This window comes from Parasphingorhabdus cellanae (assembly GCF_017498565.1).
Classification (GTDB): domain Bacteria; phylum Pseudomonadota; class Alphaproteobacteria; order Sphingomonadales; family Sphingomonadaceae; genus Parasphingorhabdus; species Parasphingorhabdus cellanae.
In genome coordinates this window covers 3409249-3434080 of sequence record NZ_CP071794.1, presented here as the reverse complement: position 1 = coordinate 3434080, position 24832 = coordinate 3409249, and the positions used below count along the sequence as shown (strand labels likewise).

At 54.0% G+C, this 24832-nt stretch carries 20 protein-coding genes; 6 read left to right on the top strand and 14 right to left on the bottom strand.

What is annotated here, in order from left to right; all coding sequences use genetic code 11:
• Positions 1–110: 110 nt before the first annotated feature.
• From J4G78_RS16545 to J4G78_RS16520, 6 genes are all read right to left on the bottom strand, one after another.
• Positions 111–548 carry a hypothetical protein gene (locus J4G78_RS16545; RefSeq protein ID WP_207987600.1) on the bottom strand — a complete coding sequence of 146 codons (438 nt, stop codon included), beginning with the start codon at positions 546–548 and terminating at the stop codon, positions 111–113.
• A 130-nt stretch (positions 549–678) separates the two neighbouring features.
• Entirely contained in the window at positions 679–2394 is a 1716-nt protein-coding gene (locus J4G78_RS16540) for an ATP-binding protein (protein ID WP_207987599.1), read from the bottom strand.
• Between the two features lie 109 nt (positions 2395–2503).
• Positions 2504–3277: a TIGR02186 family protein gene (locus J4G78_RS16535; protein WP_207987598.1), complete on the bottom strand. Its 774-nt coding sequence runs from the start codon at positions 3275–3277 to the stop codon at positions 2504–2506.
• Positions 3274–4188 carry a sulfite exporter TauE/SafE family protein gene (locus J4G78_RS16530; RefSeq protein WP_207987597.1) on the bottom strand — a complete coding sequence of 305 codons (915 nt, stop codon included), beginning with the start codon at positions 4186–4188 and terminating at the stop codon, positions 3274–3276. The genes J4G78_RS16535 and J4G78_RS16530 overlap by 4 nt, the downstream gene beginning before the upstream one ends.
• 102 nt (positions 4189–4290) lie before the next feature.
• A complete protein-coding gene (locus J4G78_RS16525) occupies positions 4291–5424 on the bottom strand; it encodes a hypothetical protein (RefSeq protein WP_207987596.1) in 1134 nt (377 codons plus the stop codon).
• On the bottom strand, positions 5417–6841 hold the full coding sequence (locus J4G78_RS16520) for a glycosyl transferase family protein (RefSeq protein ID WP_207987595.1): 1425 nt from the start codon (positions 6839–6841) through the stop codon (positions 5417–5419). The genes J4G78_RS16525 and J4G78_RS16520 overlap by 8 nt, the downstream gene beginning before the upstream one ends.
• A gap of 233 nt (positions 6842–7074) precedes the next feature.
• Here J4G78_RS16520 and J4G78_RS16515 point away from each other — a divergent pair, with 233 nt between their 5' ends.
• Together J4G78_RS16515 and J4G78_RS16510 are read left to right on the top strand one after the other, a co-directional pair.
• Positions 7075–8499, top strand: coding sequence for a spinster family MFS transporter (locus tag J4G78_RS16515; protein ID WP_207987594.1), 1425 nt, complete (start codon positions 7075–7077; stop codon positions 8497–8499).
• 30 nt (positions 8500–8529) lie between these two features.
• Complete coding sequence (locus J4G78_RS16510) at positions 8530–8964, top strand: acyl-CoA thioesterase (protein WP_207987593.1); 435 nt, start codon at positions 8530–8532, stop codon at positions 8962–8964.
• Positions 8965–8967: 3 nt separating this feature from the next.
• Here the strand turns inward: J4G78_RS16510 and J4G78_RS16505 are convergent, their stop codons facing one another.
• The 4 genes from J4G78_RS16505 to J4G78_RS16490 form a co-directional block, all read right to left on the bottom strand.
• Positions 8968–9750: a crotonase/enoyl-CoA hydratase family protein gene (locus J4G78_RS16505; RefSeq protein ID WP_207987592.1), complete on the bottom strand. Its 783-nt coding sequence runs from the start codon at positions 9748–9750 to the stop codon at positions 8968–8970.
• Between the two features lie 98 nt (positions 9751–9848).
• On the bottom strand, positions 9849–10481 hold the full coding sequence (locus J4G78_RS16500) for a 2-hydroxychromene-2-carboxylate isomerase (protein ID WP_207987591.1): 633 nt from the start codon (positions 10479–10481) through the stop codon (positions 9849–9851).
• Between the two features lie 115 nt (positions 10482–10596).
• Complete coding sequence (locus J4G78_RS16495) at positions 10597–11286, bottom strand: glutathione binding-like protein (RefSeq protein WP_207987590.1); 690 nt, start codon at positions 11284–11286, stop codon at positions 10597–10599.
• A gap of 213 nt (positions 11287–11499) precedes the next feature.
• Complete coding sequence (locus tag J4G78_RS16490; protein WP_207987589.1) at positions 11500–12537, bottom strand: SMP-30/gluconolactonase/LRE family protein; 1038 nt, start codon at positions 12535–12537, stop codon at positions 11500–11502.
• A gap of 123 nt (positions 12538–12660) precedes the next feature.
• Here J4G78_RS16490 and J4G78_RS16485 point away from each other — a divergent pair, with 123 nt between their 5' ends.
• Positions 12661–15462, top strand: a complete 2802-nt coding sequence (locus J4G78_RS16485; RefSeq protein WP_207987588.1) for a Kelch repeat-containing protein — start codon at positions 12661–12663, stop codon at positions 15460–15462.
• A 50-nt stretch (positions 15463–15512) separates the two neighbouring features.
• Here J4G78_RS16485 and J4G78_RS16480 read toward each other — a convergent pair whose 3' ends face one another.
• Together J4G78_RS16480 and J4G78_RS16475 are read right to left on the bottom strand one after the other, a co-directional pair.
• Complete coding sequence (locus J4G78_RS16480) at positions 15513–16379, bottom strand: DUF1295 domain-containing protein (protein WP_207987587.1); 867 nt, start codon at positions 16377–16379, stop codon at positions 15513–15515.
• A 2-nt stretch (positions 16380–16381) separates the two neighbouring features.
• Positions 16382–17611 carry an acetyl-CoA acetyltransferase gene (locus J4G78_RS16475; protein ID WP_207987586.1) on the bottom strand — a complete coding sequence of 410 codons (1230 nt, stop codon included), beginning with the start codon at positions 17609–17611 and terminating at the stop codon, positions 16382–16384.
• 202 nt (positions 17612–17813) lie between these two features.
• On the opposite strand from J4G78_RS16475, the gene J4G78_RS16470 reads away from it, so the two are divergent.
• Both J4G78_RS16470 and J4G78_RS16465 read left to right on the top strand, forming a co-directional pair.
• The gene (locus J4G78_RS16470) at positions 17814–18986 is read left to right on the top strand and encodes a thiolase family protein (RefSeq protein WP_207987585.1); all 1173 of its coding nucleotides are present in this window, start codon (positions 17814–17816) and stop codon (positions 18984–18986) included.
• A 41-nt stretch (positions 18987–19027) separates the two neighbouring features.
• Positions 19028–19957, top strand: a complete 930-nt coding sequence (locus J4G78_RS16465; RefSeq protein ID WP_243457137.1) for an acyl-CoA thioesterase — start codon at positions 19028–19030, stop codon at positions 19955–19957.
• A 3-nt stretch (positions 19958–19960) separates the two neighbouring features.
• On the opposite strand, the gene J4G78_RS16460 is transcribed toward J4G78_RS16465, so the two are convergent.
• Together J4G78_RS16460 and J4G78_RS16455 are read right to left on the bottom strand one after the other, a co-directional pair.
• Positions 19961–21703: a class I adenylate-forming enzyme family protein gene (locus J4G78_RS16460; protein WP_375140342.1), complete on the bottom strand. Its 1743-nt coding sequence runs from the start codon at positions 21701–21703 to the stop codon at positions 19961–19963.
• A 30-nt stretch (positions 21704–21733) separates the two neighbouring features.
• Positions 21734–23770, bottom strand: a complete 2037-nt coding sequence (locus J4G78_RS16455; protein ID WP_207987583.1) for a 3-hydroxyacyl-CoA dehydrogenase NAD-binding domain-containing protein — start codon at positions 23768–23770, stop codon at positions 21734–21736.
• A 362-nt stretch (positions 23771–24132) separates the two neighbouring features.
• On the opposite strand from J4G78_RS16455, the gene J4G78_RS16450 reads away from it, so the two are divergent.
• Positions 24133–24765 (top strand): PEPxxWA-CTERM sorting domain-containing protein, encoded by a 633-nt coding sequence (locus J4G78_RS16450; RefSeq protein WP_207987582.1) that lies wholly within the window; start codon positions 24133–24135, stop codon positions 24763–24765.
• Positions 24766–24832: the final 67 nt, after the last annotated feature.

Below are 24832 nucleotides of genomic sequence, written 5' to 3'. Positions count from 1 at the left end.
TTTGCTGCAGGATGCGTTTCGCGTAAACATATTGGCGCAGGAAAGTCTGCTACCCGGAGCTAAAAGGTTCGATATTCTTGATCTTTGACCGCCCGCAAGATAACGCCTCCCTAATTCGTATCTCCGCGCCGCATTTGCTCGGCTGATCTGCGCATTTCCGCTGCACCTTCGCGCATTTCGGCGGCGCCACGGCGGAATTCAGGAGCCTGCTTCAATAGTTCGTCCGCCGTCATATTGCCTTCGTTCCGCTTGTTCTGCCTGGCGGCTTCCGCCTCGCGAAAAGCTGCATCGCTTTCCAACCGGTCTGCATAGGCTTCCATTTTGTCTGCACTGCGTAACATTTTGTCGGCGCCTTTTTCCATACCCATAGCGCCTTTGGCCATGCCTGCGGCGACCTTGGCCTCGATTTTCTTGGCCAGATTTTCGCCCCATTTCTTATCGAACTTGTGCTTGCCATCATGCGCATTGCTGGTGGCAAGCGGGATGATCGATGCCATGGCAATGACCGCCAGCCCCGCAATTGCTTCCGTAAATTTTCCATTGGTCATCTCTGTTCTCCATCCAACCGGACCAGGCATCATGCCCAGTCTATTGACTACAGGTGTAATCGAACAGCGCGGCTGCGCTATTGCTGTTCGACCAACAACCGATGAACAAAGATAAAAGTCAGATTTGGGATTAACGTCCCTGGCTTCTCCAGCGCTTGATAACCCGCTGGATAATCTCTTCCTCGCCGCCCTGTTCGCGCCACAGCTCAGAGAACATGGGATCTTCTGACGCCGGACGCTTTTCTTCCACAAGCGTATCGAGTGATACACGAATGGGAATGGCAACACCCTCGCCGCAGCAGATAATCTCACGGTTTCTGAGTGCCGGAATGGAATCCAGGAAGCCGCGGGCACCCTCTGGCATGGCCGCTTTAACAAAAGATTGGTCACGGTCGTTGTTCAGACGCATGGAGAGGATGGTACCGCATTGCGACAACACGCCTTCCGCCAGATCCGATGGCCGCTGTGTAATCAGGCCCAATGAAACGCCATATTTACGGCCTTCCTTGGCAATCCGGCTAAGAATATCGCGGACGCTGCTTTCGCCAGCGATATCATCATTGGGAATATAACGGTGCGCCTCTTCACAGACCAGTAAGATGGGTCGGCTTGGTTCATTTTTTGCCCAGATTGAATAGTCAAAAACCAACCGGCTCAAAACCGCGACGACGGTTGGTGTTATTTCCGACGGAACCGCCGATACGTCGATGATCGATATCGGCTTGCCGTCCGCAGGCAGACGGAAAATCTTCGAAAGGAAGTCCGCCATCGTATCGCCAACCAGCATGCCGGAAAACATAAAGCTATAGCGGGGATCGGCCTTGATCTCGTCAATCTTGGTCTTCAACCGCATGAACGGCGCGGTATTGGTCGATTTGTCGAGCTTGCCCATTTCATTCTGGATGATCGTGGTCAGGTCAGACAACAGATAAGGCACCGGGCTATCCACTGTCAGCTTGGCGACGCCTTGTGCAGCCTGGCTCTTGGCTTTCGCAGCGAGCAGGCATTTGGCGAGAATATCACAATCCATCTGCTTGGCATCACCGGTGGACTGAACGAAAACTTCGCAATGCTCGCGAAAGTTCATCAACCAATAAGGCAGGTTCAGATTGTTAACATCGAACAGGCGGCCGTTGCCTTTAAATGCTGCGGAATATTCACCGTGGGGATCGATCATAAGAATATGACCTTCTGGTGCGATATCGCAAATCTTGTGCAAGATCAGAGCAGCTGACGTCGATTTACCGGTACCGGTTGAGCCCAGTAGCGCGAAATGCTTGCCGAGCATGGCATCGACATAGAGCGCGCCGCGAATATCGTCGGTCGGATACACCGTCCCGATCTCGACATTTGCGCGGCCATCAGATGCATAAACCTGCTTGAGATCAGCAGTCGTGACAGCATAGATGACAGAGCCCGGAACCGGATAACGGGTCACACCACGGCGAAAATTATAAATGTGGCCGGTCAAGCGTTCTTCATCGCCCTCACCCAGAAAATCTATTTCGGCGATGATTAGTCCGCTTTGTCCTTCATGCAGCTTTTGCGTGCGGATATTGGCGAGCAGCCAAGTCTGACCTACACGGATTTTTACCTGGCTACCCACCTGCCCTGCCATTGTTACGGTCTGGTCCGGATGGTCACTCAAACTGGCGAGAACGGCCGCATCCATAACGATGCGTGATCCAGAACCGGCAATTTCGATGACTTCACCAATCTTATGACCCTCGGTCCGTTTTGGCGTTGGTGTCGGTGCGTGTGTTGCCACCGGGGGCGTTACATCTTCATCATCGCTTTGCGGAAGCGGGCGTGCCGCTGGAAAATTATGGGAACCCATATCTGACATGAAGGCACAATCCTGTATTGTTTATCTGGCACATGGATTAAGCCGTCTTGGTTAAGGAATATTTACCGGTCTTTCACAAAGGTGAATCAACGCGGAATGCCTAATCTTATCAGATTTTTCTGAACACATAGCCAGCGCCCCAGCCGAAGATGATCGATATGAGCACGGCCAATAATCCGTAGATAAAGCCGTTTTCTTGAGACAGGTTGGTAATGAAGCGCCCCATACCGATTTTTTCGATGGTAATTTCTTTGATTTCTGCCGCCTCCACTCGGCCATCGATAATAAGGAATGTTTCGGCAGAATATTCGCCGACTGGCACACTGGCAGGTAGATTAATCCGCGCTTTGTAGAGAACCGAGTCGGTGATTTCGACGCTATTGGGCAGGTTTTTGTAAAGGCGTTCCCGACTGTTCAGGTCAACCAGGCCATTGGTAAATCGGGCCAGTTCCTGACTCTCGATAGCACCAGCAGGCGAAAGTTGCAGATGGTTGAGGCCAAGCTCATAAATATCGGCTGTTTTGTCATCAACAATTTCCTCGATCGGCCGCGAGGACGCAACGGCATAGTAACCCGGCGCAGACCGGAATTCGCTGCTTGCTGCGTTAATCCATATCCCGGCTACTTGCTGTTTCTCGCGCAGCACAATAGATTCTGTCGGTCCTTTCAAGACAACAACAATATCTGCGCGATCGCGGTTGCGCGTTCCAGGAGGATAGGTAATGGCCCCAAACAACAATAGTTGGGCACCATTAAAGTCCCCTTTGATACTGATCTTGTCCTGCGACACATCTGGCACCAATATGGGCGTATTTGCCGTGACCAGAAACAAGACAGCAATACCGCAGAATGCCTTGGTCCATTTTGTCCAGAGCTCGGTCATAGTGGTTGTATCGTATAAATTTCATCAGGCTGAAAACCGAGCCCGAGCGCCATCCGAATAGCAACCAGCAACACCATGATCGCAAGCGCCAATCGCAAATATTCCGGCCTCATCCGCTGCGCAAATTTTGCGCCCAATTGTGCACCGGTTACGCTGCCAATCAAAAGCAATCCGGCGAGGACGATATCTACTGCTCTGGTTGTCATACTGTGCATCATCGTGGATGCGATTGTGACAAACAAAATCTGGAACAAAGACGTACCGACAACGACCTGAGCGCCCATGCCGAGCAGATAAAGCATCGCGGGAACCATGATGAACCCGCCACCGACACCAAGCAGCATCGTCAATATGCCGGTTAACAGACCAAGCATGAAAGGAGCAATGGGCGAAATATACAGGCCGGAACGATAGAAACGCCAGCGCATCGGCAGGTTTGCAACCAAAGGATGGTGGCGCCGTTTGCGCGCCGGCAATGGCTTGCCGGAGCGAACGGCTTGCACGCTGCCCCACGCTTCCTTGGCCATCATGCCGCCAATACTGCTAAGCATCAGGACATATAATACCGAAATCACCGTATCAATCTGACCCCAGCGCTGCAAAATCTGAAACAGTCCGGTACCAATGAACGTACCGAAAATACCTCCGAAGACAAGCACTGCGCCCATCCGAAAATCAACGCCCTTGCGACGCATGTGAGCCGCAACACCTGAAATGCTTGCTCCGGTTACCTGTGTTGATGCTGATGCTGCAGCGACCGTCGGCGGAATGCCGTAAAATATCAAAAGCGGAGTGGTCAGGAACCCGCCGCCGACACCAAACATGCCCGATAAGATACCCACAAGACCGCCCAGCAACACGATGACGAACGCATCAACAGATAGATTTGCGATGGGGAGGTAAATATCCATATTTCCAATGACTAATCCCTTTTGGTTACAGGATAAAGGGACTTGATCTGATCCCGCGCAATAAAACTCAATCGATAACACCCGATTATTGCTGAACAGAACTCAAAAACCGGTGGAAACTGTGACCGAAGCGCCCGACCCGGGATTGGCGTTTCCGGCGATCCGTTCCCGCCAATCGACCGACACCTGCATATTGGCTGGCCCTACCGGAACGTGAAACTTCACCCGCGGGCCGACATCAAAGCGAGTGGCGCCCTTTTGACCGCTGGCCCAAAAACCCGCCCCTGCTGTTACCCTATTTCCACCGCGCTCGATAACCTGTTTCTGTAGTACAGCCGAAGCGTCAAAAAAGTGGCTGTCGTCGCGGGCGAATACGAACCCAGCTTGACCATAGGTTTCGAGAGTGATGTCCGGCAAAACCAGATCGGGACCCGTTCCGCCAGCAAGATATAATGCAGTCCCACGATTATTATTCTTGCCCTTTCCAAATCGCTGCTCGGCAAAGAACGAGACGGGAATAGCCTTCAACGGTTTTGTTTTGATACCGATAGCGAGCTCCTCTTCTCCTTTGGTCGAAAGCGCTGTGGACGCACGCACAAAGGTTGAGATATTGCGCCTGTCTTCTCCGGCTATTCTGTAGCTCAGGATTGCGCCGGCCTGACTGGCTCCATATTGTGCATTGGAGAACTGTGATGCTGGAGATCTCGATCGCTCTGAACCATTGCCTTGACGTGCAAAGAGCCAAAAATATCCTGAAAAGCCGCTAGATATCGAAGCAGTAGCGTTCACTGGTCTGGGCGCTGATGGTCGTAGCAAAGGAGCAGGTGGCGATCGGTTCGTTTTCAGCGGCTCGACTGAACCAAGATGCTCTTTCGTGCCTGCAACCAGGGCCAATTGCGGAACCACTTTCTGATACAATTGCTTCGCGGGTATTTCCGAAGCAGCCGTCGCTAAACCTGTCGACCAACGTGCGCGCCCGGAGCGAGACCGAATGCTGCGCAAGGGAGCCACAGCGCTGAAATCAGCGACGAAATTTTTTTGAGGGGAAATGGCAGGTCTTTTCATGAGATCATCGCGCATAACCATTTCGAACTGATCGATGATCGGCGCGATGTGTACCGGAGTTGAAGGAACAATTCCTTGCCAGATGAACCGTCCTACTATCCAGAAGACCAATACAATCAACAGCGCCTTGAACGGTTCGCCTCGACGAACCGGTATTGCAGAATCAGTCATCGCAGATCGAAACTCGGGTCGGTCTGAGTTGCCGAACATCCTGATAATCCGGGTGGAAGTGATTTGTTTTCTCCCATTTCGGTTGAACGCCGGTCAGACTTTGAAGATAGTGAAACAAGGCCCGCCGAGCCGCCATTATGTTGATGATATTTGCGACCAATGTGCGCGGCACGGACAGCAGCGCTTCTCGCAATCCGTATAATTTGAAAACAAAATAGCCTTTGAACGTTAAACGCCAGGCCACGAACAAGGCGTTGATACCGAGCATCATGAGGAGCAAATCGGATAGCGGACTTGATTGATAGAGACCATACAGCTGCAAGATGTACAAAAAACCTGTCAACAATATCCCGACATAAGCAATGGCCAGAACGAAAGCGGCAAAGCTCGCCTTCCGATCGCGGAACCGCATCCAATTTTCACGCCAGCACGGTTGCCATCCCAACCGATCCCATCCCGACATCGCGATACCCATCATCCATCGGCTTTTCTGTCTGATCGCATCGTCAAAACTCTCCGGAAAGAATTCCTGCGTTGCGACCCATTGCCCCTGATTATCTTTAAGCCTTGCGAAGATGCCCCGCGCCGTTCCCTGCGTCATCTGCAAGCCTATTTCATAATCCTCGGTTAGACTTGCTGCATCAAATGGCTTGCCATGGGTTAAGGCGGATAGTCGGCGCAATTCATCGCGCCTGAACGCTGTTCCTACACCTGCCGATGGCATGGATACGCCCAATGCTTCGCGCAATACCATTTGCTTGCCGTGCATTTCCGCGAATTCGTCACCATAATGACCCGCAATCCAGACAGACCGGGCAGCACGGCGCGGAATAACCGGTATCTGTACCAGAGGCGCTTTATCGATAAGATAGTCAAATAAATCCAATGCCTTGGGATGAACCAGATCTTCTGCGTCCTGCAGAACAACCGATTTATAGCTTTTGCATTCAATATTTTCGTCATGACACAAGGCGCGCCAAAGCCGGTTCAGACAATCTGCTTTTGATGTCGGGCCATCATGATCACAGATGATGATCCGGATATGGTCTGCATCTTTGGCGGCGGCGGCAACGGCAGCGATTGTCTCGCCGTCATTGGGATAGCAGCCTACATAAATGCGATAATTTCTGTGACTCCATTGATCGAGGCATCGCCGAAGCATAGCGCCGATAACCGCCGCCTCCTGCCAGGCCGGCACAAATATCGCCAAGGGGCTGTCGTCACTTGACGGCGGCAAATCTTCCACGGTCACGCGATGGTGGCGCGTATAAACAAACAGTTTTCGTTTGATGGAATATGCCATCCACACGACGTCGAATATTACATCATCAATGGCCCCGAGGATGAAGCACAAGCTTGCGAACAGGAGCAATTCTTTTTGCGCCAGATCAACAACCGGCAGGATATACTCGCCCATATACTGGCACACTCCAGCAGTTGCAGCACCATATCCCAGTTACCCCAGCCGCAAAAACGGCTCCCTTTAAGCGCCCTATCGGCGAGTACGGATCGTCATATATCATGGTGTAACGTCATGTAAATAGATTTATAATAGCTGATTGAAACAATATAATGGGTGTTTGATAATGGACGCTGGACTTGCGGCTCAGTTCAGGCCATCATCGAAAGAAAATAACGTCAGGAGATCACATGAGCGCAACTCAGGCCCAGGGCTCGCCCACCACAAATACCGGACAAGCCTTTGGGACAAGTGGATATCGAAGTTATGTCCTGTTTTCGCTGCTCGTGGTGTACACGCTCAACTTTATCGATCGTGCTTTGATCAGTGTGGTTTCGGAACCCATTATCCAGGAATTTCAGCTCACCGACTTGCAGTTCGGTTTACTCTCCGGCTTCGGGTTTGCACTAACCTATACGTTGTTTGGGATTCCTATCGCGCGGTTTGCCGAACAATATAACCGTGTTCGCATTATCGCATTCAGCGTCATTTTCTGGTCTGTCATGACGGCTCTTTGCGGGATCGCGGGCAGCTTTCTGGCGCTGCTGGTCTTTCGTGTTGGTGTCGGGATCGGTGAGGCCGGCTGCACACCACCAGCCAATTCGATCATCGCCGACTATTTTCCGCCACGAAGCCGCGCACGAGCACTGGCAATATACGCTATGGGCGTCACGCTTGGCAGCGCATTGGCGGCGGCCTTTGGTGGTCCGATTGCCGAGGCTTTTTCCTGGCGCGAGGCGTTCATAATTTTGGGCTTGCCCGGCGTCGTCATCGGCTTGATTGTGTTGTTCACGATGAAAGAACCACCGCGTGGCTATTCGGATCCTCCTGGCACACCGCAGGTTGAGAAACTGGGTTTTGGGGCAACGCTGAAAAAACTGAGCGGTAATCGCAGCTACTGGATCAACGCCTTGGCAGCTACGATTGTCGCCTTTGTCGGTTACGGCGTTTCCAGTTTTCAAGTTTCATTTTTTGTTCGCATACATGAACTCAGCATTGCCGATGCGGCGCTCAAACTGGTCCTGCCCATATCGCTTGCTGCTGCGGCCGGAACATTTGGTGGGGGCTATGCTATCGAACGGTTGAGCGGTCGTTTTCCCAATGCGGTAGCGTGGGTTCCCGGCTGGTCGCTCATAGTTTCTCTGCCGCTATATTGGATTGGCTTTTCCACTAACAGCCAAATGGTGGCCTTAGTCATGCTGATCATTGCGGCGTTCCTGCACTACACCTATCTCGGATCGCAATATACCATTGCCCAAGGCGTGGTTGATGTGAAAGCCCGAGCGACAGCGATTGCCATATTGCTGTTCGTGGTCAACCTGATCGGATATGGTCTTGGCCCTCTATTTGTTGGCGCGATTAGCGACTTCCTTTCGGCATCCTATGTTGAGAGTGCCGCTATGAGCAGCCAGATGACACTGGAGCTGTGCAAAGGAACCAATGAAGACATATTGGCCGCGGGCAGCCAAGCCATGTTGGAGGCATGTCGTCAGGCCACGGGTGAAGGCGTGCGGGATGCATTGCGCTTTACGGCCATGATCTACGGCCTTTCCGGTCTGGCCTATCTGTGGCTTTGCAAGCATCTGCAAAACGACCTGCTGGCCAAAATGAACTAAGGCCTCAGTCGCAAGGTCAAAGAGCAAAGCATGTCCAAACCGGAAGCCTGGCAGCTGTCAAAGGCGAGCTATCCTTTTTCCAATGTCACACAGACGCGCTTTGGTGATATGGACCTGCTCGGTCATATCAACAATGTCGCGATGGCCGATCTGTTCGAAAATGGGCGGGTCCGCTTCAACCGGTCCATGGGTATGGAAAACCGCGCAGAGGGAGACCGCTGGCTGATCGCGGCGGTGCAGATCAATTATCTGCGGGAAGCCCACTTCCCCGATGATGCAGAGATTTGCAGCGGCATTGGCCGGATTGGCAATGCGTCCTGGGACATCCTGTCGGCGGCGTTCCAGAGCGACCTATGCGTTGCCACCTGCACCACGACACTGGTGCTGACCAATCCGCAAGGCGCCAAGGCAATTGACGCGGAGTTTCGGGCCGTACTCGAAGCGCAGATGGTCAAGCGCGGCTAGGCTCTAGTCGTTAAAATTGGCCGCGCGCTTCTGCATGAAGGCCATGACCGCCTCTTTCTGATTGGGACCCTTGCCGACCTTGTCCTGCTCGACACTTTCCATCATCAGGATCTCATCTTCATTCATGTCCGGCAGCTGGTTCATCAACCGCTTGGCCGCCTTGATCGCGTCCGGATTCTTGCCGGCAATTTCCGCCGCCAGTTCCATTGCCTTGGCATGCGGATCATCGGCGAGATGCGAAACAAAGCCCAGTTCCTTGCCTTCCTCGCCAGAGAATATCCGATTGGTGTAAGTCAGCTCGCGCAAAATATCATCGCGCACAAAGCTACGCCAGGTCGAGTAGCTGCCCATATCCGGGATCAGGCCCCAGCGCATTTCCATGATCGATAATTTGGAGTCCGGCGTCGCAATCCGCACGTCCGCCGCCGAAGCAAATTGCAGACCGCCGCCAACACAGGCACCGTGAATGGCCACGATTACGGGCGCGGGCAGTCGCCGCCACTGCAGCACGACATGCTGATATTTATTCGCGTTACCATAGCTACGGTCGGTTAGACTGTCGGTCGTGCTCGACTGCGTAAAGCTCGCCATATCCAGACCTGCGCAAAATCCCTTGCCATTGCCAGACAGCACAATCGCTCGCACATCGTTCATTTCGGCGAGCTTGTCCGTCGCCTCAATGATCGCATCAATCTGCTCTGGGTCGAGCGCATTCATCTTTTCCGGCCGGTTGAACCGGACATCGGCAATATGGTTTTCAACCGAGATAGTGACGCGTTCTGACATGAGCTTCCCTTCCATACTCGTCATCCCAGCGAAAGCTGGGATCTCCTTATCGTTCGGCGCTTGGCCAAAGTAGATCCCAGCTTTCGCTGGGATGACCGTTACGTACGATTCTGTTGTAGTTTAATCGCTCGATTAACCAACGGCAACTGATCATTACCAAAATACATCCGCTCGCCATCTCCGAAAGGCACAAATATACTAGGCGACCCATAGGCACCGCGAGCGATGGCTTCCTCGGTATTGGCGCGCAGCCTGTCTTTCACGGCCTGTTCCTGGGTCCGCGCCACAAGCGCCTCCCCATCCATCCCGATCTCATTGGCAATGGCCGCCAATACCGCCGGGTCGTCCAGATTGCGCTGATCCGTGTAATAAGCATTGAAAGCCGCCGTCGCGAATTTGTGCAATGCGGTCTGATCTTCCTCCAGCGCGCAACAGGCCCGCATCGCGTGGACCGACTTGACCGGATGATGCTCGCTCGGAAAATTCATCGGTATCCCGGCCAGCGCTGCCCAGTCTTTCATCACCCGAAAGCTGTGCACGAATTTCGGATTATCGGGATTTTCGCGGGCGGCATAAACGCTTTGGTTCACCGCGTTGAAGACGCCGCCAACCAGAAACGGCTTCCAGATAATTTTGGCACCCGTGTCCGCGATGATGGGCTGGATATTGTGAAATGCCAGACAGGTCCACGGGGACGAAAGATCGAAATAAAAATCTACACTTACGGTCATATATTCACCCTTTTTTCTATCGCTGCCGTGCTCCGCACTTGATGCGGAGCCTAGGATGGCTGTCACGCCCGTTTACCCTGGGCTCGCATCAAGTGCGGAGCACAAAGCCCTGAAATCATTCCTTTATCCCGAACAGTGTTTTACGCACTTCGGCATCATCCTGCGGGTTGCGATTAATCTTGTCGCGGCCCAGCGCCATGCCGCGCCGCAATCCCTCGCGCTGCTTCAACTCCTCATACCAGCGCTTCACGTTGGCAAAATCCGCCAGATCAATTTCCTGCCGCTTGTAGGTCTGCACCCACGGGAAACAGGCCATGTCGGCAATGCTGTAATCCTTGCCGGCGAGATAATCATGCTCCGCCAGCCGCCGGTCCATCACTCCAAATAGCCGCAGCACTTCGCCACGATAGCGCTCGGTGGCATAGCTAATCCGCTCCGGCGCGTAGAGTTTGAAATGGCCATGCTGCCCCATCATCGGCCCCAGCCCGCCCATTTGCCACATCAGCCATTCCGTCGCCGCGATCTGACCAGGCAAATCATGCGGCAGGAATTGCTCTGCCTTGTTCGCCAGATAGAGCAGGATCGCTCCGGTTTCGAAAACGCTGATCGGTTCATCGCCTTCGATCGGGTCATGATCGACAATGGCCGGGATGCGGTTATTCGGACTGATCGCCAGAAAATCCGGCTCAAACTGCTCCCCTGCCCCGATATTGACCCACTTGACCTGATAATCGAGCCCGCATTCCTCCAGCATCACGCTAATCTTCCAGCCATTGGGAGTGGGCGCAAAATAGAGGTCAATCATTACGGCAAAGCTCCCGGCAGAAATTATACATTTAATACGCAAAACAGGGTTGAAATTCTGTTGAACCGATGCCTCATGTCGATGAACTGAGTATGGCCTTCAAAAGAACGTGGAGCAGGCATAGCCCATGTTTGCACCAAAACGCGCTTGTAGGACAGAGAAATTGTCAAAATTCCAAACGGAATGTCAGAGCCACTAAACCCTGCCCCCAGATTAACGAAAACCGAGGCCCTTAACTTTAAGCGGTATCCGTGCCAATCGATTGCTTGATGTCAGATAAAGCATATCACCGTCATTGCCAAAGGCACAGTTGGCTGTCGCTTTTTCTGCGAGTATCCGGCCGAGCAATTTTCCGGTTGATGACAAGATCAGCACCCCGCCTGGGCCAGTTGCAAAAATATGTCCGGTCTGCGCTACGCACATTCCATCGGGCAGGCCTGGCGCGTCCGGGGCCGCTAACGGCTGTGCATCAAAGAACAGCCCGTTATCCATAATCGTCCCATCTGCGCCAAGTGCATAGCTTTTCAAAAGCTGTTTATCGCGATCCGATTGCGCGACATAGAGCGTGCGTTCGTCCGGTGACAGGGCAATGCCATTTGGCCTGGTTAAGCTGCCATCGATCAGAGACAGGCCGCCCTCTGGCCCGCGCCGATAGACGCCGTTGACCGGCTGTTCTTTCAGCGGCGATTCATCCCCACCTTTCAGACCATAAGGCGGATCGGTAAAATAGATGGTGCCATCCTTGGCCTCGACCAGATCATTGGGGCTGTTGAATTTCTTACCTTCAAATCTGTCTGCAAGAATTGTGTCATCACCAGATTCCAAATCGAAAGCTGTGATCGCCCGTTTGCCATGATTAGCCGTCAAAAGCCGGCCATCACGCGCCATTAACAGGCCGTTGGTCCCATCACCTTCGGCCAGCCCCGAGGGTTTTCGAAATATTCCCAACCCGTCTTTTTCAGACCAGACAAAGGCGGTATTTTGCGGGACGTCAGAAAAATAGAGCCGATCGCGCTGGCGGTCCCAGGCCGGTCCCTCGGACCAAGCGAATCCATCGGCCAGCTGTTCCAATTGAGCGCTGCTGTCGATCACCTCGTCAAGCGCCGCATCAAGCCGTTCCACTTTGCCGAACAGCGGGCGTCTTTCCTGTTCTATCGCTTTACCCGTCACTTTGTCTGCACAGGCGGAAAGCGCCGTTGCGGCGATTGCGGCCAAGACTGTCCTGCGTTGCACTTCCAAACCGTTGATCATTTTACCTCCGTTTAGCTCGACCAGATGACAACGTTGTAAATATTGACTATAAGCGGCTGAAGAAAGGCTGGCAACATGGTAGTGAATGAACGCAAAATGTGCAAATATCGGTGAGGGAATCTAATGACAACGTCAGCTAATGTTCGGACGGCGATCCTCATCCTGTGTGCGGCCCTGTTGTCGAACTGTGTCAGCGTGGAAGATGGAATAGACACCAAAGGATGGCAGACTGTTTTAGCGCGGGGCACTCCGACCGCTCGTCATGAAGCGGCATTAATTGCCTATAAGAACAAGCTCTACCTGATCGGCGGGCGGCGGATTAATCCGGTTGATGTCTATGATCCTGTTACCAATCGCTGGACCGCAAAGTCTGTACCGCCGCTCGAAATCCATCATTTTCAGGCGGTCGTTTATGATGACGCGATCTATATCATGGGTGCGATGACCGGTGGTTGGCCGAACGAAACACCGCTTGATCGGGTCATGCTCTACTATCCCGAACAGGACCGGTTTGAATATGGTCCAACGATCCCGCCTGCGCGCCGCCGGGGCGGAGCCGGCGTCGCCGTTCATGATAATAAATTCTACATGATTGGCGGGATTACCAACGGGCATATGGACGGCTATGTGCCATGGCTTGACGAATTTGATCCGGCAACGGGTCAGTGGCGCGTTTTGCCAGACGCGCCGCAAGCGCGTGATCATTTTCAGGCGGTGGTATCGGATGGCAAGCTGTATGCCTTTGCCGGTCGGCGTACCGAGCATGCAAAGAAGCTCGGTTTTGAACAGACCATATCCATTGGCGATGTGTATGATTTTGCCGCTGGCACATGGGCGCCGATGCATACACGCCGCGCCATTCCGACCGAAAGAGCTGGCAATATGGCGCTGTCGTGGAATGGTCAAATCATCATCGGCGGCGGTGAGAGCGGCTCACAAGAGGAGGCGCATGATGAGGTGCAGGCCTTTGACCCCGTGACCGGTCAATGGCGCGCATGGCCGTCCCTCAATCGCGGACGCCATGGTTCGGGCTTTGCGGCCATCGGTGACCACATTTACACCGCTTCCGGTTCCGGCAATAGGGGCGGCGAACCTGAGCTAACCAGCCTTGAACGATTACGGCTGTCACCCACACTCAACCAGTCACCCCGAATTGCGGTCACGAAACAGGCGCAGCCAGCGGTCATGCAATGGCATAAATTTCAGCTATCCTTCGCCGGTCCCGAAACATCGGAAACATCAGCGGATAATCCCTTTACCGACTATCGCCTGACCGTCACTTTCACTCATGGAGGCAAAAGCCGTGTCGTGCGTGGTTTCTACGCGGCCGACGGCAATGCTGCAGAAACTGGCGCAGAAAGTGGAAATATCTGGAAAGTGCGCTTCAGTCCCGATGAACTCGGTGAATGGCAATGGCAGGCACGGCTGGCCAAGGGCAAAAATCTTGCGATTAATCGCGATCCATCCGCAGGGGAAACTATTGCGCTGACCAATAGCAGCGGTAGTTTTATGGTTACCCCGTCTGACAAAGCCGCGCCAGATTTCCGTAATGCCGATCGCGGCTTGCTGGTTGCTGATACCGGCTATTTTCGCTTCGCACAGTCTGGAGAATATTGGATCAAAGGCGGTACCAACAGCCCCGAAAACCTGCTCGGCTATACAGATTTTGACGATACCTATCGCATGGCCGACAATGCCCGCGACGGGGAATCAGATGCGGGCGGCGGCATTCACACTTTCGCACCGCACCGCAAGGATTGGCAGCCCGGCGACCCAAGCTGGCGCGGTGGTAAGGGCAAGGCGCTTATCGGGGCTATCAACTATCTCGCCGACCAGCGAATGAACGCGGCCTATTTCCTGACCCTCAACATATTGGGTGATGGCAAGGATGTGTGGCCCTACCGCGATCCAAACGACTTTACCCGTTTTGATGCGAGCAAATTTGATCAGTGGGAGATCGTCTTCGATCATATGCAGGCCAAGGGTATATTGCTGCACCTGGTGACCCAAGAAACAGAAAATGAACTGATGCTCGATGGCGGGGACACTGGGGTCGAGCGCAAGCTCTATCTTGCAGAACTAATTGCGCGCTTTGGCCATCACAACGCGCTGGTCTGGAATCTCGGGGAAGAAAATGGCCCGGTCCATTGGCGGCCCGAGGGGCAGAATGATGATCAGCGGCGACAGATGATCCGCTATTTAAAGTCCGCCGATCCCTATCAGCATCCGGTGCTGCTACATACGCATAGCGAGGCGGCGGATAAGGACGCAATTGCCGGGCCGTTGCTCGGTGAACCGGGACTGGACGGCCTGTCATTTCAGGTGTCCGAGCGGACTATGGTCAACGCAGAGATGCAGAAGTGGCGCTCTCTGGCAGCGGCAGAGGGGCGTGAGTGGTTGATCACCATGGATGAAATCGGCAAATGGGATACCGGCGCGCTACCTGACTCCCTTGATCCGACCAATCATCAAAGCCTGCGCCGCCATGCACTATGGGGTCATTTGCTCGGCGGCGGGGCCGGTGTCGAATGGTATTTCGGTGCAAAATATCCAGCCAATGATCTCTCGTCCGAAGATTGGCGTTTGCGCGAAAGCCTGTGGAAGCAGACCGCCGTCGCACTCGATTTCTTCCGCGACCATCTGCCCTATTGGGACATGCAGCCCTGCAACGGAATGGTGGACAGGAAGGATGTCTATTGCCTCGGAAAGGCGAACCAGATTTACGCGCTATACTTACCGGATGGCGGAACGGCTATTGTTGACACGGGCGAAGAAGCAGCAAGCTATGCCGTTTCCTACCATGACCCCGTTTCAGGAAACGTATTTCAGGGCAAAAGCAAAACCATGATTGCTGGCGGTGAGCTTAAACTAACTGCGCCTACCCAATTGAGAGGTAAGGATTGGGTCGCACTGGTCCAGTTCTAATCACTCTTCCCAACAACAACATCTCACGCAATTTGCCAAGTGGATGCGGTTCAACCCTTCGGCGGTTTGGGAATTAGCAGCGGCACGGAATCCACATATTCCTGATATGCTTTTTCGTCGCCCCATTTCTTTTTTGCATTCGCCTCCAGCTTGGGAATACCGCTGATGCGAATGATCAGGAAAGCGACAAATATCGGCGAGATGATCGTCACCCATTGCCAGCCGGTCAGCACCGGTAAAGATACGACCGTGACACCGAACCATAGCAATATCTCTCCAAAATAATTCGGGTGTCGAGACCATGCCCACAGGCCGGAGGAAATAAAGCGCCCTTTATTCTCAGGCGATTTGCGAAACTCCCTTTTTTGCTTGTCGGATATGACCTCAATCGCAAAGCCTATGACCCACAGCGCGATACCGACATATGCAAATATGTCGAGCGGTAGCCGCGTGCTGTTGGTGATGATGACCAAGGCGCTTGCCGCGGTCAGCAGGACCCATATGCCTTGCAGGGTCCAGGTCAGAAAGAAGCGCGCGGGCGATTTTTTGATTTCATCAAATCGCTGGTCACCGCCGTCATCGCGAATACGCAGGAACAGGAACGATCCCAGTCTAACGGCCCAAATGACAACCATCAGGGCAATAATGCTCGAACGAGCATCCAGCGGCGCAGACAGCAAGCCAGCGATGATCATCAGCGATAGATAGGTAAACGAGCCCGTCAGATCATAATATTTTTCGGTCTTCGCGGCATTGGCCGGAATGAACGCCAGCCAGTTAATGCCAAAGGCCATGATCCCGCAGATCAAAAATACCGGCATCGCACCAAAAGTGACGCCGCCTTGACTACCGGCCAGAGCAACCAAACCGCCGATGAGCACTGTCACAACAAGTGCGATAAATAATTTCAGGCTCATGACTAGACTCCTACGACGAACGCGCAATTGGTGGTGCCAGAGCCTCCGACGTTGAAAGTTCCGACCGTTGCGGCGCCTTCTACTTGGTAATCGCCTGCATTTCCAGTCACTTGCTTGGAGGCATCGAGTATCATGCGAACACCGGTTGCACCCACCGGATGTCCCATGCCGATCAAGCCGCCGGAAGGATTGACGGGAAGGCTCCCTTCAAACCCGATGACGCCTTCCTCAATAGCTTTCCATGCTTCGCCCGGAGCGGTGATGCCGAAATGCTCAATCGCCATATACTCGGTGACCGAGAAACAATCATGGGTTTCAATCGCGTCGAGCTGGTCCGGTCCACTGATGCCAGCGCGGCGATAGGCATCGGTGATCGCCTTGCGCGTCCAAGGCAAGACATAATCATCATTGGCGCTATCAACCAGTTTCGTTTGCATCAGCATAGGTGCCGTCGTGTGCCCCCATCCTTTGACTTGGGCGAGGCTCTCCAGCGGAATGCCGCGACTATCTGCATATTGCTTGGCGCGCGCTTCGGACGCGAGAAAGACGACAGCCGCGCCATCGGAAACCTGTCCGCAATCCTGCCGCCGCATCCAGCCTTCAATGACCGGATTATAGTCATCGTCCGCGGTAAAGCTTTTGTCCTCAAACTGCCAGTTACGGCTTTGCGCATTGGGATTGCGCCGGGCATTGTCGAAATTGGTCTTGGATATTTCCATCAGATGCTCATGGCGCAAACCATAGCGGCGGTCATATTCTTCGGCGAGATCAGAGAACATGGCCGGCCAGATATATTTTGCATCCTGCCCTTCTTTGCCGACGAAAATCGCCGCACCCAGATTATCCGCCGCCTGCCCTCCGGAAACATTGCGCATCAGCTCGACCCCGGCCACACAAGCAAGGTCATAGCGGCCGCTTTCAATGTCCGTCATTGCGCCCAATATGGCGAGTGATCCGGAAGCGCATGCGCCTTCGTGGCGAGAGGCCGGCATGCCGGAAAAATCCTTGTGCACATGGCCGAAAAAACCGCCGAGCATGCCTTGGCCCGTAAAAAGTTCGGCCACAAAATTGCCGACATGGCCGACTTCGATGTCTTTTGGGTCCAGTCCGGTATTTTCCAACGCGGTCAGAACGGTGGTTGAAAACAGGTCGAAGAGAGACATATCTTCGCGTGTCCAGTTTTGGGCAAAATCTGTCTGATGCCCGCCCAATATATAGATATTCTGTGACACCCCTGTCTCCTTTGTTCTATTTCTTCTCTTTATCTAAATGTCTCATTTTGACTGATAATGAAAGAGCCCACTGCCACAGAGCCCGGCGCAAAGATCCCAGGGAATACTGAAACCAATATGTGAAGTTTCTTGTCACGGGGGACTGAAATCTTGACACTGCCCTAAATAAACTTACGCCAGCATTTCAAAGGGAGATTTTATCATGCGCGAAGCAGTCGTCGTATCCTATGCCCGTACCGGGCTCGCCAAAGCCGGGCGGGGTGGGTTTAACATTACACCGCCGATGACGATGGCAGCGCATGCCATCAAACACGCCGTTGCCAAATCGGGTGTTGAAAGCGATTTTGTCGACGACAGCCTGATGGGCAATGTCGCCCATGCTGCGCCCAATATCGGCCGCAATGCCGCGCTTCTTGCCGGGCTGCCCAAATCCACCGCTGGTGCCACGATCAACCGTTTCTGCTCGTCTGGGATGCAGGCCATCGCCATGGCAGCCAACCATATTCGCGGCGACGGTGCGGATTGCGTTGTAGCAGGTGGCGTGGAAAGCATTTCAATGCAAGGGCAGCGCGCGCCGGAAGGCAGCATCGACAACGAAATCCTGAAAATCGCACCCGATATCTTCATGCCAATGATCGATACCGCGGATATTGTCGCGGAGCGTTATAATGTCAGCCGCGAATATCAGGACGAATATTCCCTGCAATCGCAGCAGCGTATGGCCAAGGCTCAAGAAGCCGGGCTTTTCGCCGACGAAATCGTGCCGATGCAGACGAAGATGAAAGTCGTCGACAAGGAAACCAAGGAAGAGAGCATTGTCGATTACACCGTTGATCGGGACGAGTGCAATCGTCCGACCACGACCCTGGAAGGTCTCGCCAAATTGCAGCCGGTTATGGGCGAAGGCAAATATATTACCGCTGGTAATGCCAGCCAGTTGTCCGACGGTGCCGCTGCAGTTTTGTTGATGGAAGCCAAAGAGGCCGAACGGCGCGGGCTGGAACCACTGGGCCGTTTTGTATCCTGGGCCGTCGCCGGGTGTGAACCGGATGAAATGGGCATTGGTCCGGTCTTTGCGGTGCCGAAGCTGCTCGAGCGGCAAGGTCTGACCGTCGATGATATCGACATCTGGGAACTCAACGAAGCCTTTGCGAGCCAGTGCCTCTACAGCCGCGATCGTCTGGGCATTGATCCGGAAAAATATAACGTCAACGGCGGGTCCATTTCGATTGGCCACCCCTTTGGCATGACCGGCGCGCGCTGTGCCGGGCATTTGTTGCAGGAAGGTCGCCGTCGCGGTGCAAAATGGGGCGTTGTCACCATGTGTATTGGTGGCGGGCAGGGCGGAGCAGGCCTGTTCGAGATCTACCCCTGAACTTTCGAGACAACACGCATATTGAAGGAATAGAAGCAGTTTTGGATCAACTAACGGACGAACAAGTCGAACGCCGGCTTTCGGAAGCTCTGGCCAATCGCTCCTCCGTGCCTGCGGAGAAGCTGATAGCCGGATTGCTCCGCACCTTTAATCTTACGGCAGACGGTGAAGACGAATTTGTGTTTCCGGCGCTCAATTCATCGGCACGGGAGCGGATTTTTGGTGGTCAGGTGATTGCGCAAGCCATTGTCGCAGCGGATCATACGGTCGATGCCGAGAAGAATATTCACTCGCTCCATTCCTATTTTCTGCGCGCCGGAGATGAAACCAAGCCGCTGCATTTTCGGGTGCATCGCGACTTTGACGGCCGCAGCATTTCCAACCGCAGGGTCGTCGTTCGGCAGAATGAGAAGGTTATATTCAACCTGACGGCCTCCTTCCAAAAGCCAGCTGACGGGCTGCAACATCAGATATCCATGCCGGATGTCATGCCGCCCGACCAGTGCATGAGCGCGATGGAGCAAATTGCCCGTAACCCGCAGGTATCGGACAAGCATATCGAACGGATGAGCATGCCGCGACCCTTTGATGTGCGCAGCTTTCGACCCGAAGGCAAAAGCGCAGACGCGCGCCAGTATCAATGGTTCAAGACCATAGCCCCGCTACCGGATGATCCGTTGATCCATCGCGCCACTTTGGCCTTTGCGTCCGACATGGGATTGCTCTCCACGTCAATGATACCTCATGGCCTGCACTGGACCACGCCGGGTCTATTCTCGACCAGCCTTGATCATGCGATGTGGTTCCATGATGACTTTAGAATGGATCAATGGATCTGTTATGTGATGGACAGCGATTGGACCGGCCACACCCGCGGCCTCAATCGCGGCGCTCTCTATACGCAGGATGGCAAATTGGTGGCGTCAGCTGTGCAGGAAGGCCTGATCCGACTGACGCCCCAGGAAAGCTAAACGCTAGAAAAGCGATTTCAGATCGCGTTTCAGTATCTTGCCATTGGCATTGCGCGGCAGGCTGTCGGTACTGAACAGGACTTTGACCGGCACTTTGAAATTTGCGAGACGGGCCTGCACCCACTCCTGCAATTCCGCTTCCGTGGCCGTTTGCCCCTGAACCAGATGCACAATTGCCGCCGGTTCCTCGCCCAATGTCTTGTGCTCGATACCCACTAGAGCAGCATCCATCACCGCGGGATGATCATAGAGGACATTCTCAACCTCGGACGAATAGATATTTTCCCCGCCGCGGATGATCATGTCTTTCGCGCGGTCAACAACATAGCAGAAACCCTCGTCATCCAGTCGCGCCAGATCGCCGGTGCGGACCCAGCCATTGACGAAGGTTTCGGCGGTTGCGTCTGGCCGGTTCCAATAGCCCTTCACCACCATCGGGCCGCGTGCCCAAAGCTCCCCCACACCGCCGATCGGCATTTCGTCGGCGCCATCCTCGCTCATGACTTTCAGGTCTGCCGCAGCGACCGGCGGGCCGCAGCTTGTCGGGCGATTAAGATAATCCTCGGCGCTATGCGATGTCACCGTCGCCATGGTTTCGGTCATGCCCCAGCCATTGCCGGGAAGCGCGCCAAAGACTTCATAGATTTTGCGCGCCAATTCGGGCGCGGACGGCGCGCCACCATAGCTGATCGCATCGATGGAACTCAGATCATATTGATCCCGCTCGGGATGTTCGATCAACTGCCAGGCAATAAACGGCACACCGCCGGTGGCGTTGACCTTTTCCCGCTCGATAATCTCCATCGCTTTCACGGTATCCCACTTGTGCAGGAAGACCATCTTATGCCCCCCTTGGACGGTCGGCATCATGATCGCGGAGCAAGCGGTACAATGGAACATCGGCACAACGGTGAGGCCAACCCGAACGGTCGGTTCCGGAACCTCATGGCCCCGGCGCAAGGCTGCCGCAGCGCCAGAATAACCGACCGATATAGCATTGGTGGTCAGATTGCGATGGGACCCCAGCGCGCCCTTGGGCTGGCCGGTCGTGCCGCTGGTGTAAAAAATCGTCGCCGGATCATCAGGCGCCAGCTCGACCGCCGGCAAGTCCTGATCGGGAAGGCTGCCATAATCATTGGGCTTCCCGATACTAACTTCCAGCGCGCGGGCGGGTTCTGCCATAGCGCCTGAACTGCGCGCCACAATGACATGGTGCAAATCAGGCAAGTCCGCCCTGTGCGGAGAAATCCGGTCCCATCGTTCGGCATCACATAACAACACGCTGGCACCGGAATTTGCGAGGCCAAAAACCAGTTCCTGATCCGTCCACCACGCGTTGAGCGGTACGACAATAGCGCCGATAGAGGCTGCCGCGAAGAAAATCACCGGCCATTCCGGCAAATTGCGCATCGCGAGCGAAACCCGGTCGCCCTTCGTTACACCGATATTCTGAAGCTCCACCGCCAGAGCCGCCACGGCGCGATACCAGTTGGCATAGGTGACACGCTCGTCGGCAAATATCAGAAATTCGCTGTCGCCATGACCGCGCGCATGTTCCGCCATCGCCGCGAGCGTGGGCAGAGCATTTTTCCAGACGCGGGTCGATACGCCATCGATATCGACCATTTCCATTTCAAACGGCTGCCCCGGCGCGCATAATAATGCGTCCACGTCTTTGCGTGATCGTACGGGCCATCCAGCAGGCGGTGTCCACTTTTCCAGTGGATCTATTGCTTCAGCTGACAAATTTTTCTCTCCTAATTGATGTTCGCGAACCTATCCGTTGAACGTGCCTCCTGCAGCTGCCTTTTCCTGAAGCAGGTCTGCGACCGGTAGATTATGTTTTTTCAGGCCGGCGACAATATTGTCGAGCCCGACGGTGTCGGCCCAGAACATCGGACCGCCGGTATAAAGCGGCCAGCCATAGCCGTTGATCCAGACGACATCGATATCGCTCGCGCGCTGTGCCATGCCTTCTTCGAGGATTTTCGCCCCTTCGTTGACCATCGGATAGAGAAGCCGCTCGCGAATCTCATCTTTCGAAATGTCGCGCTGCTCCTTGCCCGCTTTGGCGGCGAACTCAGCGATAATCTGTTTCACTTCATCAGAGGGCGTGCGTTGCCGCGCTTCATCATAATCATAAAAACCCTTGCCGACTTTCTGTCCCCAGCGACCGACAGCGCATAAGGCGTCGCGCAATGTTTCGATGCGTTCGGGATCGCGATGCCATCCGATATCGACTCCGGCCAGATCGGACATTTGGAACGGCCCCATCGGGAAACCGAATTCCAGCAAGACGTCATCGACTTCCCAATAATTGGCGCCTTCCATGATCATCTGATTGGCTTGCTCCTGACGCGGGCTGAGCATCCGGTTGCCGATAAAGCCGGGGCAGACGCCGGAAACCGCCGCAACCTTGCCGATCTTCTTCGACAGCTTCATCGCCGTCATCAGCACATCATCGGCGGTCTTCTCGCCGCGCACGATTTCGAGCAATTTCATGATATTGGCCGGGGAGAAAAAATGCAGGCCGAGAACATATTCCGGCCGCTTGGTGACTGCTGCAATCTCGTCAATATTCAGATAGCTGGTGTTACTGGCAAGGATCGCGCCCTGTTTCACGATGCCGTCGAGCTTGGTGAACACTTCCTTTTTGACATCCATATTTTCAAATACCGCCTCGATCACCAGATCGCAGTCGGCCAGATCATCATAGGACAGGCTAGGCGTCAAAATGCTCATCGCGCCCTCGACCTGCTCTTCGGTCATCCGGCCGCGCTTGGCGGTATTCTCGTAATTTTTACGGATCACATTGACGCCGCGGTCCAGCGCTTCTTCTTTCAATTCGACAATGGTCACCGGAATGCCAGCCGACAGAAAGTTCATGCCGATGCCGCCGCCCATGGTGCCAGCCCCCAAGATGCCGACTTTCTTGATCGGGATCAGCTCGATTTTGGGATCAATGCCGTCAATCTTGTTCGCCGCGCGTTCGGCAAAGAAATAATGCCGCATGGCCGCAGACTGGGTACCGGTCATCAGCTTTGTGAATAATTCCCGTTCTTTCGCGACGCCGTCTGCATAGGATAGCTCGCCTGCGGCTTTCACCGCCTGAATACCGGCTTCTGGTGCATCAAAGCCGCGGATTTTGCGGCCGTTTTTCTGACGGAATTCGTCAAATATGGCCGGGTTTTTGATGCCGTCCTTATTCGCTGTGCCTTCGGACGAGCGTGGTGGCTCTTTGCCGATTTGTTCGCGCGCAAAGGCTATCGCATCCTCGGCGAGACTATCCTCACCAACCAGCTTGTCGACCAGGCCAATGGAGTGCGCCTTTTTTGCGGAGATCGGATTGCCAATCACCACCATCGGCAATGCCGCCTCTGCGCCAACGACGCGCGGCAGGCGCTGCGTTCCAGCGGCACCGGGAATGAGGCCCAGCTTCACTTCGGGCAAGCCCATTTTAGCCGATGGCACTGCAACCCGGTAATGGCAGGCCAAGGCAACTTCACAGCCGCCGCCAAGCGCCGTCCCGTGGATCGCGGCAACAACCGGCTTGCTGCTGGCCTCCAACCGGTCAATCGCCTCACCTAGATTGGGGCCCTGCATCGGCTTGCCAAATTCGGTAATATCCGCGCCAGCAAAAAAGGTGCGTCCGTCACAGCGGATGACCACTGCCTCAACCGCATCATCAGACAAAGCTTCTTCGATGCCATCGACAAGTCTCTGACGAACCGCCGCACCAAGCGCGTTAACCGGTGGGTTGTTCGAGACGATGACCAAAATATTGTTGTGTTTTTCGGTAGTTACGACAGACATTTCTCTCTCCTGAAAGATCATGCATGGATGACAAAGTGACTTGGCACAGCATGATGACAACGCTCGAATATCGGGCAGGCCGATCGGATATCATAAAGAATGAAGATTGGAAATCAGGCTATTATTTGCGTGAATTAACCCTCGGCACCCAACGACCCGTTTTGAGATAGATCGGAATCGCCCTATTATTTACCCACGAGAGCAGAAGATCAGCCTACTGAGCCTGTCTCAAATAGAGACAGTTGTAACATCTAACCGCTATCTATTTACTTTCCGCCAGAATTATAGTTTAGGAGCCGTTAAGGGTCCGAAACGAAACGCGCGTTAGATGTTTCATTCGAAGATATTGGGGTATTTAAAACATGAAGAAATCACTATTAGCAGTGACCGCATTGGGTTTGAGTGTTGCGCCTGCAAATGCAGCGCTTGTCATCAGTCAGAACGCTATTGGCGTTATCAATCCGAATGAGACTGTCATCTGCGATGGCGTTACCGATTGCGGCGGCGCTCTAACCGGCAACTTTATCAATTTCTTTTCAAGCGTACCCGGCCAAGCTGCCGCTTTGCCTGGAAACAACAGTTCGCAGATTGCCGTAAGAGGTAGCGACCGTGCAGCAATCCTTGCAGTTGATAGCCTGGTGTCCAGTTTTTCGTTCGACTGGGGAAGCGTTGACACTTATAATAGCATCAACATTCTCACCAGCACCGGTAACTTTACCGTTTCCGGCAGCGACCTGCCACCAGCAAACGGCGACCAAAGCAGTTTCGGAACCAACTTTCGGTTCACCGCGCAATTTGATGCACCAACTTTTCTTGAAGACATTGAATTTGTGAGTACGCGTAACTCTTTCGAATTTGACAATGTCTCCATTGCTGCTGTTCCAGAGCCAGCAACATGGGCCTTCATGATCTTTGGCTTTGGTGCCATCGGCGGTGCTCTGAGATCAAATAAGCGTCGTCATAAGAAAGCGAACGTGAAAGTTAGCTACGCTTAAACAACAAATAATCGGCTTACAAAAAGCCCGGCCAGAGCAATCTGGCCGGGCTTTTTATTCGCTAATA

Excerpts from the sequence above, each read along its gene's own strand:
- J4G78_RS16545 (WP_207987600.1), bottom strand. The coding sequence starts at position 548 with ATGACCAATGGAAAATTTACGGAAGCAATTGCGGGGCTGGCGGTCATT.
- J4G78_RS16540 (WP_207987599.1), bottom strand. The coding sequence starts at position 2,394 with ATGTCAGATATGGGTTCCCATAATTTTCCAGCGGCACGCCCGCTTCCG.
- J4G78_RS16535 (WP_207987598.1), bottom strand. The coding sequence starts at position 3,277 with ATGACCGAGCTCTGGACAAAATGGACCAAGGCATTCTGCGGTATTGCT.
- J4G78_RS16530 (WP_207987597.1), bottom strand. The coding sequence starts at position 4,188 with ATGGATATTTACCTCCCCATCGCAAATCTATCTGTTGATGCGTTCGTC.
- J4G78_RS16525 (WP_207987596.1), bottom strand. The coding sequence starts at position 5,424 with ATGACTGATTCTGCAATACCGGTTCGTCGAGGCGAACCGTTCAAGGCG.
- J4G78_RS16520 (WP_207987595.1), bottom strand. The coding sequence starts at position 6,841 with ATGGGCGAGTATATCCTGCCGGTTGTTGATCTGGCGCAAAAAGAATTG.
- J4G78_RS16515 (WP_207987594.1), top strand. The coding sequence starts at position 7,075 with ATGAGCGCAACTCAGGCCCAGGGCTCGCCCACCACAAATACCGGACAA.
- J4G78_RS16510 (WP_207987593.1), top strand. The coding sequence starts at position 8,530 with ATGTCCAAACCGGAAGCCTGGCAGCTGTCAAAGGCGAGCTATCCTTTT.
- J4G78_RS16505 (WP_207987592.1), bottom strand. The coding sequence starts at position 9,750 with ATGTCAGAACGCGTCACTATCTCGGTTGAAAACCATATTGCCGATGTC.
- J4G78_RS16500 (WP_207987591.1), bottom strand. The coding sequence starts at position 10,481 with ATGACCGTAAGTGTAGATTTTTATTTCGATCTTTCGTCCCCGTGGACC.
- J4G78_RS16495 (WP_207987590.1), bottom strand. The coding sequence starts at position 11,286 with ATGATTGACCTCTATTTTGCGCCCACTCCCAATGGCTGGAAGATTAGC.
- J4G78_RS16490 (WP_207987589.1), bottom strand. The coding sequence starts at position 12,537 with ATGATCAACGGTTTGGAAGTGCAACGCAGGACAGTCTTGGCCGCAATC.
- J4G78_RS16485 (WP_207987588.1), top strand. The coding sequence starts at position 12,661 with ATGACAACGTCAGCTAATGTTCGGACGGCGATCCTCATCCTGTGTGCG.
- J4G78_RS16480 (WP_207987587.1), bottom strand. The coding sequence starts at position 16,379 with ATGAGCCTGAAATTATTTATCGCACTTGTTGTGACAGTGCTCATCGGC.
- J4G78_RS16470 (WP_207987585.1), top strand. The coding sequence starts at position 17,814 with ATGCGCGAAGCAGTCGTCGTATCCTATGCCCGTACCGGGCTCGCCAAA.
- J4G78_RS16455 (WP_207987583.1), bottom strand. The coding sequence starts at position 23,770 with ATGTCTGTCGTAACTACCGAAAAACACAACAATATTTTGGTCATCGTC.
- J4G78_RS16450 (WP_207987582.1), top strand. The coding sequence starts at position 24,133 with ATGAAGAAATCACTATTAGCAGTGACCGCATTGGGTTTGAGTGTTGCG.